The sequence below is a fragment of the Terribacillus saccharophilus genome (genome assembly GCF_000725365.1).
Taxonomy (GTDB): Bacteria; Bacillota; Bacilli; order Bacillales; family Amphibacillaceae; genus Terribacillus; species Terribacillus saccharophilus.
Map to the genome: position 1 here is coordinate 893290 of NZ_CP008876.1, position 17062 is coordinate 910351.

General features: G+C 42.4%; 19 protein-coding genes. 15 read left to right on the top strand and 4 right to left on the bottom strand.

The features are described 5' to 3' along the window. The first annotated feature begins 50 nt into the window (after positions 1–50). From GZ22_RS04595 to GZ22_RS04610, 4 genes are all read left to right on the top strand, one after another. Complete coding sequence (locus tag GZ22_RS04595) at positions 51–599, top strand: GbsR/MarR family transcriptional regulator (RefSeq protein ID WP_038559213.1); 549 nt, start codon at positions 51–53, stop codon at positions 597–599. Positions 600–665: 66 nt separating this feature from the next. Beyond that, positions 666–1613, top strand: a complete 948-nt coding sequence (gene yhaM / locus GZ22_RS04600) for a 3'-5' exoribonuclease YhaM (RefSeq protein ID WP_038559216.1) — start codon at positions 666–668, stop codon at positions 1611–1613. Between the two features lie 35 nt (positions 1614–1648). Continuing rightward, positions 1649–2914 (top strand): MDR family MFS transporter, encoded by a 1266-nt coding sequence (locus GZ22_RS04605; RefSeq protein WP_038559218.1) that lies wholly within the window; start codon positions 1649–1651, stop codon positions 2912–2914. Between the two features lie 64 nt (positions 2915–2978). Beyond that, on the top strand, positions 2979–3158 hold the full coding sequence (locus GZ22_RS04610; protein ID WP_038559221.1) for a sporulation YhaL family protein: 180 nt from the start codon (positions 2979–2981) through the stop codon (positions 3156–3158). A gap of 43 nt (positions 3159–3201) precedes the next feature. Here GZ22_RS04610 and GZ22_RS04615 read toward each other — a convergent pair whose 3' ends face one another. Together GZ22_RS04615 and GZ22_RS04620 are read right to left on the bottom strand one after the other, a co-directional pair. Continuing rightward, on the bottom strand, positions 3202–4080 hold the full coding sequence (locus GZ22_RS04615; protein ID WP_038559223.1) for a peptidylprolyl isomerase: 879 nt from the start codon (positions 4078–4080) through the stop codon (positions 3202–3204). 153 nt (positions 4081–4233) lie between these two features. Beyond that, entirely contained in the window at positions 4234–4770 is a 537-nt protein-coding gene (locus GZ22_RS04620; protein ID WP_038559226.1) for a DUF3267 domain-containing protein, read from the bottom strand. A gap of 174 nt (positions 4771–4944) precedes the next feature. Here GZ22_RS04620 and GZ22_RS04625 point away from each other — a divergent pair, with 174 nt between their 5' ends. The 4 genes from GZ22_RS04625 to GZ22_RS04645 all read left to right on the top strand — a co-directional run bounded on the left by GZ22_RS04625 (position 4945) and on the right by GZ22_RS04645 (position 8805). After that, a complete protein-coding gene (locus tag GZ22_RS04625; protein ID WP_038565632.1) occupies positions 4945–5292 on the top strand; it encodes a DUF1878 family protein in 348 nt (115 codons plus the stop codon). 519 nt (positions 5293–5811) lie between these two features. Further along, the gene (locus GZ22_RS04635; RefSeq protein ID WP_038559232.1) at positions 5812–7008 is read left to right on the top strand and encodes a quaternary amine ABC transporter ATP-binding protein; all 1197 of its coding nucleotides are present in this window, start codon (positions 5812–5814) and stop codon (positions 7006–7008) included. Continuing rightward, on the top strand, positions 6995–7855 hold the full coding sequence (locus GZ22_RS04640; protein ID WP_404819753.1) for an ABC transporter permease: 861 nt from the start codon (positions 6995–6997) through the stop codon (positions 7853–7855). The genes GZ22_RS04635 and GZ22_RS04640 overlap by 14 nt, the downstream gene beginning before the upstream one ends. Positions 7856–7914: 59 nt before the next feature. Beyond that, on the top strand, positions 7915–8805 hold the full coding sequence (locus GZ22_RS04645) for a glycine betaine ABC transporter substrate-binding protein (protein ID WP_038559238.1): 891 nt from the start codon (positions 7915–7917) through the stop codon (positions 8803–8805). Positions 8806–8895: 90 nt separating this feature from the next. On the opposite strand, the gene GZ22_RS04650 is transcribed toward GZ22_RS04645, so the two are convergent. Then, a complete protein-coding gene (locus tag GZ22_RS04650) occupies positions 8896–9333 on the bottom strand; it encodes a GbsR/MarR family transcriptional regulator (protein WP_123921885.1) in 438 nt (145 codons plus the stop codon). A 324-nt stretch (positions 9334–9657) separates the two neighbouring features. On the opposite strand from GZ22_RS04650, the gene GZ22_RS04655 reads away from it, so the two are divergent. The 7 genes from GZ22_RS04655 (at position 9658) to GZ22_RS04685 (ending at position 16603) form a co-directional block, all read left to right on the top strand. Continuing rightward, positions 9658–10854 (top strand): quaternary amine ABC transporter ATP-binding protein, encoded by a 1197-nt coding sequence (locus tag GZ22_RS04655; RefSeq protein ID WP_038565638.1) that lies wholly within the window; start codon positions 9658–9660, stop codon positions 10852–10854. Continuing rightward, a complete protein-coding gene (locus tag GZ22_RS04660) occupies positions 10847–11701 on the top strand; it encodes an ABC transporter permease (protein ID WP_038559241.1) in 855 nt (284 codons plus the stop codon). The genes GZ22_RS04655 and GZ22_RS04660 overlap by 8 nt, the downstream gene beginning before the upstream one ends. A gap of 61 nt (positions 11702–11762) precedes the next feature. Further along, positions 11763–12650, top strand: coding sequence for a glycine betaine ABC transporter substrate-binding protein (locus GZ22_RS04665; RefSeq protein WP_038559244.1), 888 nt, complete (start codon positions 11763–11765; stop codon positions 12648–12650). Positions 12651–12839: 189 nt separating this feature from the next. Beyond that, positions 12840–13391, top strand: a complete 552-nt coding sequence (locus tag GZ22_RS04670; RefSeq protein ID WP_038559247.1) for an RNA polymerase sigma factor — start codon at positions 12840–12842, stop codon at positions 13389–13391. A 1-nt stretch (position 13392) separates the two neighbouring features. Then, on the top strand, positions 13393–14145 hold the full coding sequence (locus GZ22_RS04675) for an anti-sigma factor (RefSeq protein ID WP_038559250.1): 753 nt from the start codon (positions 13393–13395) through the stop codon (positions 14143–14145). 131 nt (positions 14146–14276) lie between these two features. Beyond that, complete coding sequence (locus tag GZ22_RS04680) at positions 14277–15611, top strand: hypothetical protein (RefSeq protein ID WP_038559253.1); 1335 nt, start codon at positions 14277–14279, stop codon at positions 15609–15611. Between the two features lie 65 nt (positions 15612–15676). Further along, positions 15677–16603, top strand: coding sequence for a class F sortase (locus GZ22_RS04685; RefSeq protein ID WP_038559256.1), 927 nt, complete (start codon positions 15677–15679; stop codon positions 16601–16603). A gap of 29 nt (positions 16604–16632) precedes the next feature. On the opposite strand, the gene GZ22_RS04690 is transcribed toward GZ22_RS04685, so the two are convergent. After that, positions 16633–17007 carry a YtxH domain-containing protein gene (locus GZ22_RS04690; RefSeq protein WP_318540562.1) on the bottom strand — a complete coding sequence of 125 codons (375 nt, stop codon included), beginning with the start codon at positions 17005–17007 and terminating at the stop codon, positions 16633–16635. Positions 17008–17062: the final 55 nt, after the last annotated feature.

Here is a 17062-nt window from a genome sequence, read left to right on the forward strand (position 1 = left end):
TAAACTGGTTAAGATAAAAAATGGATTATTGTAAGCTGGAGGGTCGGGCAGTGCCAAGTAACGAAGAAAATTGGGCTAAATACGAGGAATCGATAGAAAAATTCATACAGGTTATTGCCAAGAATATGAATTTATATGGTATTACCTCATCCGTTGGCCGACTATATGGTGCGCTTTATTTTGCGGATCAACCAATGACATTGGATGATATGAGAGATGCTTTGGAAATGAGTAAAACGAGTATGTCCACAGGCGTCAGAGCATTAGCCGAGATGAAAATGGTAGAAACTGCATATAAGAAAGGTATGCGGAAGGATCTATATAAATCGGAGGAAGACTGGTACAAATCGTTTACATCAATCTTCGGAAATAAGTGGGAGAAAAGCACCCAATCAAATTTAGAGGAAGCTGATGAGACGATTGAGGAGCTTAAGCAGCTGAAGGAAGGTGTCGATGATTCGGAATTGATTGAAAGAATCGATAAAGACATTGACCGGCTTCAGTACGCTCGCGATTATTATACGTGGCTCCTGCAGTTCATTCATGTGGTCGAATCAGGAGAAATATTCAAATACGTTCCAAAGCCGCCAAAAAGATAAAGGGCTTGGAGCATGATGCCCTTGCTAGCATAGTAAGGGCTGTATTTATGAGGGAGGAGAATTGGGTTGAAAAAAGGTATTGGGTATTACCAGGTAGGAGATAAATTTGATAGCTTCCTGTTGATCAAACAAGCAGACAAAGCTATTGCAAGTAATGGTAAAGCTTTTATGACATTGATATTAGGTGATGATACTGGAGATATCGAGGCGAAGCTATGGGATGCATCACCTGCTGATGAACAGCGATATCATGCTAATCAAGTAATCAAGGTCCAAGGTGAAGTGAACGCATTCCGCGGTCGGCTGCAGCTTAAAATACAAGCTATTCGAGTGGCAGAACCAACTGATGGGGTACATGCGCATGATTTTGTTAAGCGGGCCCCGCTTACAAAGGAACAACTATTGGAAGAATTGACATCATTCATTTTTGAAATGGAAAATCCAAATTTTCAGCGGATTACGCGGTATTTTTTATCTAATTATCAAGAACAGCTGCTCGTTTACCCTGCGGCAGTACGTAATCATCATGAGTTTGTTTCCGGGCTTGCGTTCCACGTCGTATCCATGCTGCGGATTGCTCGCGAATTAAAAAATCTTTATCCGGAGATCAACAAGGATTTGCTTTATGCGGGAATCATTCTGCACGATATCGGTAAAGTACGAGAGCTGTCCGGTGCTACGAGTCCTACTTACACGGTGGAAGGGAAGCTGCTCGGTCACATTTCCATCATGTCAGATGAAATTGCCCAGGCCGCCAGAGAATTGCAAATTGAAACTGAAGAAGTAATGATTTTGCAACATATGATTTTAAGCCACCATGGTAAAGGGGAATGGGGCAGTCCGAAGCCGCCACTCGTACGTGAAGCGGAGCTCCTGCATATGATTGACATGATTGATGCGAAGATGAATACGCTGCAGCGTGTCATGGATAAGGTGGCGCCTGGAGATTTTTCAGAGCGTGTCTTTTCCTTGGAGAATCGCAGCTTCTATAAGCCTACTTTTGAGCGGGAATGAAGAAATAGAGAGAAAAATAGAATAGAGGGAATTATATGAGATGGAAGGATTGGGATCGTAATCTTAAGATCCGTTTGCTTGGGGAAGCAATGATGAATTTCCTGTTTTGGGCCTACTTCCCGTTCATGACGATCTTTTTCCAAGACGCCTTCGGGAAGGACAAAGCTGGATGGCTGCTCATGTTATCCCAAGCGCTTTCCGTATTGGCAAGCTTAGTTGGGGGATATTGTGCCGACCGTTTTGGGCGAAGAAGGATGATGAGCATCGCGGTTGCTGGTCAATCCATCACTTTCCTAGTGTTTGCGTATGCGAATTCACCGTGGCTGACATCATCAGCTTTAACTTTCCTTGCGTTTAGCTTCCTTGGCATTTGGAGTGCGCTGTATTGGCCTGCATCACATGCGATGGTAGCAGATGTGGTTAAGGAGAAAGATCGGGCTTCTGTTTTCGCTGTCTTCTATACAAGCCTTAATATAGCTGTAGTAATTGGACCGTTGATCGGAACTGTTTTATTTTATTCGTACCGGTTTCAAATGCTGCTGGCAGGTTTCCTGCTTACTGCCATTCTATTTGTCATTATGCAAGTCTTCATCCGGGAAACTGTGCCGGAGAAGAAACAAGAGAAAGCTGATCATGCAGCATGGTACAAAGCTGTCTGGAAAGAACTTCAGACATATCGCATCATTGCCAAAGACCGGACTTTCCTGCTTTTCATCGTGGCAGGTGTTTTAGTAGCACAGACGTTTATGCAGCTGGATATACTGATAGCTGTTTATACGAGCGAAGTCATTACCAATCAAACCGTTTTTGCACTTGGTGATCTCCGCATAGAAGTGGATGGAAAACAAGCATTTTCACTTATTCTAGCTTTGAATGGTTTGTTAGTAGCTATATTCACAGTATTTACATCAAAGTTTGTCACCAAATTCCGCATTGCCCGTGTGTTCGTCGCTTCCAGCATTGCCTATGCAGCGGGTATTTTGCTGTACGGGATGACAGAAAGCTTCTGGATTTTTGTAGTTGCAATCATCCTTTTCACAATCGGGGAGCTAATGGTAGTCGGCTTACAAGAAAGCTTTGTCGCAACACTAGCCACTGAAGAGAGCAGGGGGCAATACTTTTCAGCTGCAAGCTTGCGTTTCACGCTTGGGAAGCTGCTCGCACCGCTCAGTCTTGTGCTCGTCAGCTATATGAGCTATCAGCTCACATTCACAATTTTAGCTCTGTTGGCTCTAGTGAGTGCCTTCGTCTATAATGCGATGTTCAAACGTTACCACAAAGAACAGCGAGTAGCATCATAATCTCTGTCATGAATCCTTGTCCACTAGCATAGATATTACAGAACAAGGACAAGGGGGTTTGACAATGCCAGATATTCCATTGTGGGTCATGCTTGTTTTTCTTTGCATGATCGGCAGCGGCTTCATGGCATTCCGGACGCAGCGGCATGATTACCAAACAGAGAAGCAGTTCATCGAGCGAGAAGGAAATGTTTATATGGAGCGTATCGAGGAAGAAAAAGCAAGACGTGCAGATAAAAAGTAATAAGAAAAAGACCGAAACGAATTCGTTTCGGTCTTTTCTATTATCAACCAGAAGTTGTTGACGTAGATGTCATATCACTAATCAAATCTTTATATTCATCGATTTTAATATCGAAGTCTGCATCTTTTAGTATTTTGTTGATTTTTTCTTGCTGTTCAGTTGAATCTACTTTCTGGATAGCTAGTTCTGTCTTGATTTGATCACGTTCATCATCAAGAGAGCCAACTTCCTGTTCCGTATCACGAGAGTCATCCAAACGGATAATGTGCCAGCCAAAGCTTGATTCTACCGGATCACTGATTTCACCTTTTTTCAGTTTGTAAGCTGCATCTTCAAAAGCAGCGTCCATTGTACCAGCAGTGAACCAATCCAGAGAGCCCTTAGCTTCTACTGTACCAGTATCTGTGGAATATTCTTCAACAAGCTTGTCCCAATCTTCTCCATCATCCAGCTTCTTTTTAACTTCTTTCGCTGTATCTTCATCTGCAACTAGGATATGACTTGCATTTAGATCTGTTTTCATATGATCATAACGAGTTTGGATTTCTTCATCAGAAACATCTACGCCGTCTGCAATTGCTTGCTGCTGAAGAAGGCTTGATTTCACAGATTCACGGAAGGCATCTTCATCTGCATAGCCTGCTTGTTGCAAGACAGATTCGAAAGTATCTCCATACTGATCCTTCAGTTTGTCTACTTGTTCGTCAATTTGTTCTTTGTCCACATCATATTTATCGTCAAGGGCCTTTTCGAGAACCATTGTCTGTAATACTTGAGAACCGTATTTGTCACTTAATTCTTGATAATAATCTTCTTTAGAGATATCCCCAGCTTTTGATTCTACCACTGTCTCACCTGAACCACATGCTGATAGTGCGACAACGCTTGTCGCGAATACTGCAGCGATAGCTAATTTCTTCATGAAAACAAACACTCCTAATCCACTTATATTTGATTGGCGGCTTCTCCGCCGTTTCCCCATAAGACAATATATCACATATTGAAGGGTAAAAGGCAAGCTGTGGAGGCAATTCCACAGTTTTTCCATATGTAAAAACGCTCCGGGAAGGGAGCGTTATTTGACCAAGATATCGTAGCTTTTATCTGTCCCTGCAATGACACATTTACGCGGTGCCTGCAATAAATTGGAAAGGTAGAAGCCATCTGAGAAGGTCATACCTGCATTCACGCTGACAAGTAGGATATAATAAATGGGCATTGTATCCATGAAAATCGCGGCTACAAGCAAGGGCAAAGTAATTAAAGCAGTTGGCATGATTAATGAAATAAACGGTACAAAACGGCTTGTTTCATTCCTAACCTTAAAATGCAGGTTTGGGATAAATTGTCCGAGCCAATGCAGTCTGTATTCACAGCGCTTCCCTGTTATCCAAAAAGGTATCAAATGCGTAATTCCATGGATGAATGGAAGTAAATATAGAGAAATTAATACAAGTATTAGACCTGTTTCTTCAATTTTCATTTTAGGATGGATCAGCGTCAGCATTGGATAAAGAATGATGAAAGTCAGGATTCCGATCATCGAGGAAATAAGGCATATTCGATTGGTACCGAGATCTTTCTTCGCATCGACACTTCTCCAGCAATTCATGTCCGGTGGCTCCCTTCTGTTAACTTAAAAATAGGGTGAGCTTTCTTCACTTAAGAGATAATAGTACGTTTGAACGGGAAAATCAATAGCTTTCCTGGAAATTTTACTTTAAAATATAAGAACAAGATCCGTTTGTATGAAACGGTCAGTTTGAAAGGCAAAGGAAGCGTTTTTATGGAGGAAGAAAAAAAGAGTACGCTGTCTTTTCATCTGCATTTAATTGCAGAGACTGGAGTGTTGGATAAATACCCTTTCCGTAAGCTCCTCATTGAACGGAATATAAATGAGGAGGAGTATGCTGCTGTCCTAAAAATGCTCCAGCGGCTTAACCGCTTATATAAGGAGCAAAAGGAAGAAGGCTTGCTCGATTACACGTCGCTGCTGCTGGAATTCGTTGGGATGATGCCCGAGAAGCTGTATTATTGGGATGTACTGCTGGCACTTCGTGAAGAAAAACAAGACGATACATATAAAGGTCTAGTGGATGAACTGATTTTACTGGATATGAAAAACCGCTATTAGCATATGCTGATGGCGGTTTTTTGTCGGCAGCATGTTTATGAAGCTCCGCAAATACTGATTCCGGATAAGCAGAAGTTTTACTTTACCAAATAAAATTGCCATCTGCTCCAGAGTGATTAAACGATTTTCTACATATAATATAGCCATCAGCTCAGCCCAATTTTGAGAAAGCCTGAACAGCGTGCAGGTCTTGTCCCGCATTGAAGTAAGTGCTTCATATAATGAAGTTTTACTCCAAGCTTTCATTTAGCTTTTTTCGAGGAAATAGTAACCTGTATGGTAAGAAAATAATATGAAACACAGTAATTTGGAGCATTTCGGCGGAAATAGAAGCAAAACAAGCTTAAACTTTGTACAGTATATTCTGTACGTACTATATGTTCAGATATAACGATTCGTTTCGTTTGATTTGTTCGTTTTTTATGTTTAGTATTAATAGGGTCGAATCAGAGGGATAGGAAAATATTCCTGATTATTACAGATAAGTTACAGAAGACTAGTGAAAAAGAGGTGAATACTGTGCCGATTATTAAAGTAGAAAATCTCTCTAAGGTGTTTGGAAAAAACACGAAGGCTGCACTGCAATCAGCAGAAGCCGGTAAAACGAAAGAAGAGATTCTAAAAGAAACAGGAAGCACAGTTGGTGTCAATCGTGCATCGTTTGAAGTAGAAGCAGGTGAAATTTTTGTTATCATGGGCCTTTCAGGAAGTGGTAAATCCACTTTAGTCCGATTGATTAACCGTCTGATTGAGCCAACGACAGGTAACATTTATATTGATGGAGAAAATTTGGCGAAGATGGACAAAAAAGAACTTCGCCGTGTACGTCGTGAAAAGCTTAGCATGGTATTTCAGCGATTCGGATTATTTCCGAACCGAACGATTTTGCAGAATACAGAATACGGATTGGAAGTTCAAGGAATCAGTAAGCAGGAAAGAACCAAAAAAGCAAAAGAATCCTTGGAACTTGTAGGCTTGGGAAGCTATCTTGATCAATATCCAGATCAATTATCTGGTGGGATGCAGCAACGTGTTGGACTAGCTCGTGCACTGGCAAATGATCCCGAAGTTATGCTGATGGATGAAGCTTTTTCAGCTCTTGATCCGCTCATCCGGAAAGATATGCAGGATGAGTTGTTGGATTTGCAGGAAACAATGAAGAAGACGATTCTCTTTATCACGCACGATTTAGACGAAGCACTCCGTATTGGTGATCGTATCGCTTTGATGAAGGACGGGCATATCGTTCAGATCGGCACGCCAGAGGAAATTCTTATGAATCCAGCAAATAAATTTGTTGAGAAATTCGTTGAGGACGTCGATCGGGCGAAAGTACTTACTGCGCACCAAATCATGAAACGTCCAGAAACGGTCAATATTGATAAGCATGGTCCTCGTGTTGCACTTGAGCGTATGCGGGAAGCTGGTCTGTCTAGTATCTTTGTTGTTGACAGTAAGCGTATGCTGAAAGGAATCATCACTGCTGATGCAGCGAATGAAGCTAGAAAGAATGAAGTGAAAAACTTATCAGAAATCATTCAACGTGATGTGCCGACAGTAGAAAAGGATACACCACTCCATGACTTATTCGCAGTCATCCATGATTCACCGGTTCCATTGTCAGTAACGGAAAACGGAAAGTTATTAGGAATTATCGTCAGAGGTGCAGTTATCGGTGCACTTGCTGGTGAGGGTGAGGTGAATGAACATGCTTAATTTCATGGAGAATATAAAAACGATTCCAGTTGGGGAATGGATGACTAATTTCGTCGATTGGCTGACAAATACATTCGCCTTCTTGTTCGATCCGATCAAAGAAGGTTTGGGCAGTTTTATGAGCGTTATTACAAATGGTTTGGTTGCCATACCGCCAATCATATTTATTTTGTTAGTAGCTATCTTGGCCTTTTTCATGACAGGGAAAAAATTAGGGTTAGCGATATTCAGCATCATTGGTTTACTATTCATCTGGAACCAGGATCTTTGGAATCAGCTGATTGAAACGTTTACGCTTGTGCTGACAGCAAGTATTCTTTGTATCATTATTGGTATCCCGATTGGTATTCTTATGGCGAAAAGTAAGATTGCAGAAACAATCATCACACCTATTTTAGACTTTATGCAAACGATGCCTGCCTTTGTGTACCTGATCCCGGCAGTAGCGTTCTTTAGTATTGGTGTAGTACCAGGTATATTTGCTTCTCTTATCTTTGCAACTCCGCCGACTGTTCGTTTTACGAATCTTGGTATTCGTCAAGTATCTGATGAACTTGTTGAAGCGGCAGATGCTTTCGGATCAACGGGTCCGCAGAAGCTATTTAAAGTTGAACTGCCAATGGCAAAATACACAATCATGGCTGGTGTTAACCAAACAGTAATGCTTGCTCTGTCGATGGTCGTAATTGCATCTATGATCGGTGCTCCAGGTCTTGGACGAGAAGTATTGTCTGCTTTACAGCGCGCACAAGTAGGTCCTGGTTTCGTAGCCGGACTTTGTATCTTTGTATTGGCAATCATCATTGATCGTTTTACACAAAACATTTATAGAAATAAATCGAAATAACTGGAAAAGCCTATAGTAGGCTTTTTCATTTATAAGTGAGGAAAAGGGAGTTCGTTTACATGAAGAAGTGGAAACCATTTGGTATTGCCATTGGTTTGGCAATGACACTTGTAGCAGCAGGCTGCGGCAATGACACTTCCAGCTCAGACAGCTTAAGTAAGCAAGTTGATTACACTATTGTTGGTATTGAAGCTGGTGCGGGTGTTATGAAAGCAACAGAAAAGGCCATTGAAGATTACCATCTTGATGGCTGGACAATTATGCCGTCTTCAAGCGGTGTAATGACCATTGCACTGGAAGATGCTATTGAGGACAAAAAGCCGGTTGTGATCACAGGCTGGACCCCTCACTGGATGTTTGCTAAATATGATCTAAAGTATTTGGATGACCCTAAAGGATCTTATGGTGAAGCTGAGTCACTTCATACGCTCACACGCCAAGGTTTTGCAGAGGATGTACCTGGAGCAAATACAGTCCTTGACCAGTTTAATTGGGAAGTAAAGGATATGGAAGAAGTGATGCTCGAGGTGAATAAAGGAGCAGAACCAGCGGAAGCAGCCCGAAAATGGGTGGATAAGCATGCAGATAAAGTAGCTGAATGGACAAAAGGCGCTGAAGAAGGTAATGGACAGGAAGTAAGTCTCGTTTATGTAGAATGGGATTCCGAAGTGGCTTCTACAAATGTCTTGAAAGTTGTCCTTGATGACCTTGGTTATAAAACAGAAATCACACCACTTGATAATGCCATCATGTGGCAAGCTGTCGTGCAAGGTGAAGCAGATGCAACGGCATCAGCATGGCTGCCGACAACTCACGGGGATTTATATGAACAATATAAAGACCAAGTCGTTGATCTTGGTGCCAGCTTGGAAGGTGCAAGAACCGGGTTGGTCGTACCTAGTTACGTAGATGCAGATTCTATCGAAGATCTAGAACCTAAAGATAACTAAGAAGAACCTCTTCCTTTTGGAAGGGTTTTTTTTATGAGTTAATGCTGCCGAATAAGATAAAGTGCTATATGAATGGAAAGAAATCCGCTATCAGCTGGAGCTGAAAGCGGTTATTTTTTTGAGTAAAGCAGCTGCTTCTTGCTGGAACTGAAGGCTGCTGGAGAGTTTCTCCTGCATATGCTTCCAATCCGGATCATCATCGGGGATGGTCTGTTTTAATTGCTCCATAGCTTCGAACTGCCGGCTTGTCTGCGTATGCCATTGTTTGACTTGCAGTGTCATCAGTTTTTTATATAAAGGCTCGACATTCGTATAATAATCCTTTCTTGAGCCTTTAACCCATACTCGATCAACGAGCTCTAAGTGAGATAAATTACGAATAGCTATATTTGCAGCAGTTTTACTTTTTCCGATTAACTTTGCCATTTGATCCAAGGTAAGTGAACGGTTCTCAATATATAACACTGCTAGCAGCCGAGCTTCAGTTGAGGATAAACGAAACATCTCACCTGTTCTCGTTAATTCCATTATAAGCGCCTCATATGATGAAATCCTTTCATTCACTAGTTTTACCTCCTCTTACCTATAACAGTTGTTTCAAGCTTACATGAAATAGTTGGTTAAAGGAACTAATGCTTAGTATAGTATTTGGGAGCATTAAGGAGTAAATAAGAGTAAATATGGCGTTAACGTTTGTACAGTATATTCTGTATGAACTTTATGGACTGATATAACCATTTATGGAGTTTGTATTGTATGAACTTTTTGTATAACATAAATTGAGTCGGGTCATTGTTACAGAAAGTTATCTTAATGATGACAATCATGTTACAGAAAAAAGAGGTGAATACTGTGCCGATTATTAAAGTGGAAAATCTCTCCAAAGTGTTTGGTAAAAACACAAAGGCTGCATTGCAATTAGCAGAAGCCGGTAAGACGAAAGAAGAGATTCTAAAAGAAACAGGAAGCACAGTTGGTGTAAATCGTGCTTCATTTGAAGTAGAAGCTGGTGAGATTTTCGTTATTATGGGTCTCTCAGGAAGTGGTAAATCCACATTAGTACGTTTAATCAACCGCCTGATTGAACCTACAACAGGCGATGTTTACATTGATGGGGAAAACTTAGCAAAGATGGATAAGAAGGAGCTTCGCCGAGTACGCCGGCAAAAGCTGAGTATGGTATTCCAGCGATTCGGACTATTCCCGAACAGAACGATTTTGCAGAATGCGGAATATGGACTCGAAGTGCAAGGAATGAGCAAACAAGAGAGAAGCGAAAAAGCGAAAACATCCTTGGAGCTTGTTGGTCTTGGAAGCTATCTTGATCAATATCCAGGTCAATTGTCCGGAGGGATGCAGCAGCGTGTCGGGCTGGCAAGGGCGCTAGCAAACGATCCAGAAGTGATGCTGATGGATGAAGCTTTCTCAGCTCTGGATCCGCTAATCCGAAAAGATATGCAGGATGAATTATTAGATTTGCAGGAAACGATGAAAAAAACGATATTGTTTATAACGCATGACTTGGACGAAGCGCTTCGGATCGGTGATCGCATCGCATTGATGAAAGACGGAAACATCGTTCAGATCGGGACACCTGAGGAAATCCTCATGAATCCGGCCAATAGCTATGTCGAGAAGTTCGTCGAGGATGTTGATCGTGCAAAAGTACTTAGTGCTCAGCAGATCATGAAACGGCCAGAAACTGTCAACATAGAAAAACATGGTCCTCGAGTAGCATTGGAACGTATGCGAGAAGCTGGTTTGTCCAGTATCTTGGTTGTTGATAGCAAAAGGGTACTGCAAGGTATTATTACTGCCGATGCAGCGAATGAAGCCAGAAAGAACGAAGTGAAAAAATTATCTGAAATTATCCAGCGGGATGTGCCGACAGTTGAGAAGGATACGCCGCTTCATGATTTGTTCGCAGTCATCCATGACTCGCCGGTTCCGTTAGCTGTTACGGAAAACGGTAAGCTATTAGGAATTATCGTCAGAGGTGCAGTTATTGGCGCACTTGCTGGTGAGGGTGAGGTGAACGAGAATGCTTAATTTCATGGAAAACGTAGAGGCTATGCCAGTTGCAGAATGGACAACTAATTTTGTCAGTTGGCTCACAGATACATTTGCTTTCTTGTTTGATCCAATTAAAGATGGTTTAGGAAATTTAATGGATGTTATTACATCAGGCCTCGATGCTATTCCTCCTATCATTTTCATCTTGCTAGTTGCAATATTAGCCTTTTTCATGACAGGTAGGAAATTTGGATTGGCAGTATTCAGTATTGTCGGTTTGTTGTTCATTTGGAATCAAGGTATGTGGGATCAGCTGATTGATACGTTCACACTTGTACTGACCTCCAGTATTTTGTGTATTATCGTCGGTATCCCGATTGGTATCTTAATGTCCAAAAGTAAAATTGCGCAAACAATTATCACGCCGATTCTTGACTTCATGCAGACAATGCCTGCCTTTGTCTACTTGATTCCGGCAGTTGCTTTCTTCAGCATCGGAGTTGTACCAGGTATCTTTGCTTCCTTAATCTTTGCAACACCGCCAACTGTTCGTTTCACAAACCTTGGTATCCGCCAAGTTTCTGAGGAGCTGGTAGAAGCTGCAGATGCTTTCGGTTCAACTGGACCACAGAAGTTATTTAAAGTGGAATTGCCGATGGCGAAGTACACTATCATGGCAGGTATCAACCAAACAGTCATGCTGGCACTTTCCATGGTCGTAATCGCATCCATGATCGGTGCACCAGGTCTTGGCCGTGAAGTACTGTCTTCCTTACAGCGAGCACAGGTTGGTCCTGGTTTCGTAGCGGGACTAAGCATCGTAGTACTTGCAATCATCATTGACCGTTTTACACAAAACATCTACAAAGATAGATCCAAATAAGTGATATAGCCTAGCCTGAAACAGGCTTTCAATAACTAAAGGAAAAGGGGAGTTCGATTATATGAAAAAGTGGAAAACATTAGGTGCAGCAGCAGGACTAGCGTTGACATTAGTGGCAGCAGGGTGCGGTAATGACAGTTCTAGTTCAGACAGTTTCAGCGAACAAGTAGATTACACAATTACTGGAATCGAAGCTGGAGCAGGTGTTATGAGTGCAACAGAAAGAGCAATCGAAGATTATGACCAGCTGAATGGTTGGACATTGCAGCCATCCTCAAGCGGTGCCATGGCTACAACTCTAGGTGAGGCTATCAAGGATGAAGAGCCAATCATCATCACTGGCTGGACGCCGCATTGGATGTTCAGTAAATATGATCTGAAGTACCTCGAAGATCCGAAGGGCTCATTCGGAAGTGAAGAAACAATCAACACAATGACTCGCCAGGGATTTGCTGACGATGTACCAGGAGCTAACACAGTGCTTGATCAATTTAACTGGTCTACAGACGATATGGGTGAAGTTATGCTGGAAGTAAGTGAAGGTGCAGACCCAGCAGAAGCTGCCCGGAATTGGGTTGATGGACACGCTGATCAAGTAGCTGAATGGACAGAAGGTGCCGAAGAAGGCAACGGTCAGGAAGTCAGCCTTGCATATGTAGAGTGGGATTCTGAAGTTGCTTCTACGAATGTGATGAAAGTTGTACTGGACGACCTAGGATACAACACGTCAATTACTCCACTTGATAATGCAGTTATGTGGCAGTCGATTGCCAATGGAGAAGCTGATGCCATGGTAGCAGCTTGGCTGCCGACTACGCACGGTGATTTGTATGAGCAATACAAAGACCAAGTTGTTGATCTAGGGCCTAACTTGGAAGGTGCGAAAACTGGATTAGTTGTTCCAAACTATGTAGATGCAGATTCTATTGAGGATCTGGAAGCGAAATAAATGAATTATAGGAAAAACCTCTTCCCTTTGGAAGGGGTTTTTCCTATAAACAAGAATTATGAACGTTTACATTAACAGTATAGTGATCCAAAAGTCACTGTCGGCCGTTAGCTTACAGACTATCTACTTCACATGAAGTTTGGTACGCTATGCAAGGAAGATATTCTACTTATGAAATGAGGAGCAGCTATGAGTCGAAATGATGTTGAGTTATATACCATGACTCAGCAAGGGGACAAGCAAGCGCTCGAAACGCTATATGATAAATACGAAAAACTGATTTACTCCTTCTCCTTCCGCATGACTCAGCAGCAGGAAATCGCAGAAGAAGCGGTGCAAGAAGTATTCTTGAAGCTTTGGACGAAGCGAGATATTTATAGCGAGCAAAAAGGGAAGTTCTCTTCTTGGCTGCTGACGGTTACCAGACATACCTGTATCGATTTGATCAGGAAGAAGCAGCGGGCCCCGGCACCAGTTGAAGAAAAGAACGACGATAAAGCAGATCAGGATGCAGTAGAAGACATTGTGGAGTGGAAAGAAAAAGGTGAGATTCTGCGAAAGGCGATGGGAGATTTGAGCAAGGAGCAGCAGCAAATTATCGAAATGCTGTATTACAAAGGATATTCTCAAGCAGAGCTGTCACGTCAGCTGGATATTCCGCTCGGTACGGTCAAAGGGCGTGTCCGTTTGGCTTTAAAACATATGAAAAGCAAATTGGTGAAAGAGAAAGGGGGGGTATAGGATGCAAGAAAACAATTGTGAACGGCTATTGGATTACTTGAATGGACAGCTGACAAACGAAGAATCTGCTGAATTTGAAAAGCACTTGGCAACTTGTCCTTCTTGTCGGGAAGAATTAGAAGAACTGCAGCAAATGATGGATGATTTGCCGTATGCATCGGAAGCAGTTACCCCCCCTGCAGGTATGAAGGATCGTGTATTGGATCATATCTTTTCCGAGGAGCATGGAGAGAGCAATTCTGTTAAGACAGTTATTCCACAATCAACTGATACTTCGAAACGGCAGAAGCGTCGAATTGTCATGCCGGTTCTAGCCGCAGCTTTAGCGGCATCTCTACTTGGTAATGTTTATTTGGTTATGAATGAGAGAGAAAATACTGAAGATGATATACCAGAAGAACGGACGATTGATTTGGATGAAACACGGAAGGCTGTCGATTTGGCTGCCAGTGAGGGGTATGAAGCTCAAGGCAGTGCAGCGATCGTAGGTCAGGGTGATCGAGGTGAATTAATCGTACAGGCAGCTAATCTGGAGGCGCTCGAAGGAGAAGAAGCCTATCAGGTGTGGCTCCTCAAAGATGGCGTCCCATCTCGTGCAGGTACTTTTCTTCCGGATACCGAAGGAAAAGGAGCAGTTTCCTTCAGTTTGGATGAAGAATTGCAAGATTGGGATACTGTAGCTATAACAAAGGAACCTACACCAGAAAGCGAAACACCGCAGGGTGATATTTTATTGAGTGCTCCATTGACATAAAGGAGAGCTGCATCATACATGATGCAGCTTTTTTTATTTTTTTAAAAAAATAGTGATCCACTTTAGAACTCTATGCGTTAGCCAGTTATAGAGAAAGGAAAGTCTTTCAATACAAAAAGGGAGAGATACACATGAAAATGAAAAAATTACTGGCACCAGCACTAGGACTTGCACTTGTTTTCCCGGCCGTCGGCGTACAAGCGGAAGAAGCTCCAACAGTTACTACACCCGCAGCTGACCTGCGAGCGAATTTGGATCATTTACTTTCCGAACATTATACACTTGCGGTGGAATCCATGATGAAAACGTATGATGGTGCGCCAGATGCAGCTGCGGCGCAAGCGGCATTAGAACAGAACGGAGAAGATATGACTCCAGCAATTGCATCGATTTATGGTGAGGAAGCAGCTCAGCAATTCGAAGACATTTTCACTCCGCATAATATGTATACAGATGACTTGGCTAAGGCTGTAAAGGATGGAGACGAGGAAGCTGAAGCAAAAGCGGAGCAGGAAGTGGAGGATTTCGCAAATGAATTTGGATCCTTCCTGTCAACAGCAACAGAAGGCAATCTTCCGGAAGAAGCAGCAATTGAAGCTGTACAGGCACATGAAGATTATGTACAGGATACATTTGATGCGTATGTAGAAGGTGATTATAAATCAGCTTATTCCGATTATTTAAAAGGCTTTGATAATATTTTCGATATCAGTAAAGCGTTGTCCGGAGCGATTACAGCACAAAGCCCTGATAAATTCGAAAACACTGCAGTTGATACGCAAGCAGCAGATCTTCGTTCAGCAATGAATAAATTAGCTGCTGAGCATTTCGCCTTAGCTGAAATGAGTTTGGCTAAAGGAGCAATGGGAGCAGAGGATTATGACTTCGTGACATGGGCTGAAGATCAGAACACAGCTGACTTCAAAGCAGCTATCGCTTCTGTCTATGGTGATGAAGGTGCGGATCAGTTTGAACAAATATGGACAACAGATCACATCAATGCACAAGGTGACTTGGCAAGTGCGGTAGCAAATGAGGATCAAGAGGGAATCGATGCTGCGAAGAGCAGATTGGAAAATGATTTTGCATCCAAGTTTGGTGAATTCCTAGGTACTGCAACAGAAGGAAACTTACCAGCGGATGCTGCCAAAGACGCAATCATGCAGCATGAGAATAGTGTCATTATGACTTTTGAACAGCATGTTGCTGGTGATTATGAACAATCTTATCAAACATATCGTGATGGATATGCTCTTATGTTCACAATAGGGCAGACATTGAGCGATGCAATTGTGAAACAGAACCCCAATATGTTTGCCGGTCAGAACATGCCGGAAGCAATGCCGAATACAGGCTTAGGCGACGGCAATGACCACACAGCATCTATCATTTGGGTAACTGCTGCTGGTTTATTTGTTGTCGGTAGTGGATTCCTTATTCAAAGAAAAGCAAATAAATTAAAATAAAATAAAACACTAGAATGGAGAGAGGCGTGGGTCCTCTCTTCTTTCTGCTATAGGCAGGTGATACGATGCGATTGACGATACTTTATCTCATTACAGGTGTTCTTGTAATCGGTTTTTTCCTTCTCGAGATGAATCCATTCCAGCGCCAGGCAGCGCCGCCGCCAACAACTGAAACCAAAACGGAACAAACGAGTACTGAAAATGAATTTTCAGCTAAGAAGGTTGCGGAATTTCCTCTTTTGGAAAAACAGAGTCAGAAGCTAGATCAAATTCGAGAAGAGAGAAAGAAGCAAATGGAAGGAATAGTACCGGATCGAATTGAAATTCCGGCAATTGATGTTGATGCAACTGTACAACCGAAGGGGGAACTGGAGAACGGAGAGATGGAAGTCCCGGCAGACGATCATATTACTGGATGGTATGAGCCGGGTTATAAACCAGGCAGTGCAGGTAGTTCTGTCATCGCTGGCCACGTTGATAGTAAGAAAGGACCGGCAGTGTTTTTTTACTTGACCGACCTGGAAGAGGGCGATGAAGTGTACATTACAGATAAGGATGGAAAGAAACTGACCTTTGTTGTGAAGGAGATGCATGCGTATCCGGCTGAAAATGCACCAATCAGACAAATATTTGGTGCATCAGACAAGGCTGTACTGAATCTGATTACTTGTACAGGCACATTCGACCATGAACGGCAGACACATCCGGATCGTCTGGTTGTGACAACAGAGCTTAAGCAAGATAAGCCAAAACTGCCACAAGCGCCTACCGAGGTAAAGAAGAGTACAAACGCGTTGAGCTGGCATGCGGTACGAGATGAAGATATTGTTGGTTATCGTATCTACAAATTGGATGGGGAAAAGAGAGAGCTAGTTACAAGTGTAGCTGCCTTTGAACGGAAGAATATTTCAATTGATAATCAGGATGCGACGTATGCGGTGACGGCGGTTGATATGGACGAACAAGAATCCGAAATGAATGAAATGAAATAAAAAATGCTCTCCATAACGGAGAGCATTTTTTATTCGTTGCCGTTCTTTTGATTCGCTTTTTCTTCCAGGTCTTTCAAGCTTTTCTCGATTTGAGACAGGCTTTTCTGGATATTCTTTTGGTGCGGTTCAACCGTACGTTTCCAGCTATCAATAGAAGTTTTAACATCAGCCGATAATTCTTTGAACATAACAGCGCCTTCCTTAGACGTTCTGGCGATCTGTTCTTTCAATTGTGTACCTTCATTCTTCAAGTTATTGAATGTTACCTTCCATTCGTCACTGCGCTGTTTAGCATCTGCGCGCAGTTCACTGCCGGAGGACGGTGCAGTCAGCAATGTGATTGCAGCGCTGACTGTGCTGCCTACGAGTATACCTAAAGCGATTGATTTGCCACTTGCCATCATATCCACTCCTTCCTACTTCATTATACTATTTTCTCTTCCTATGTAGCAGTGAAAC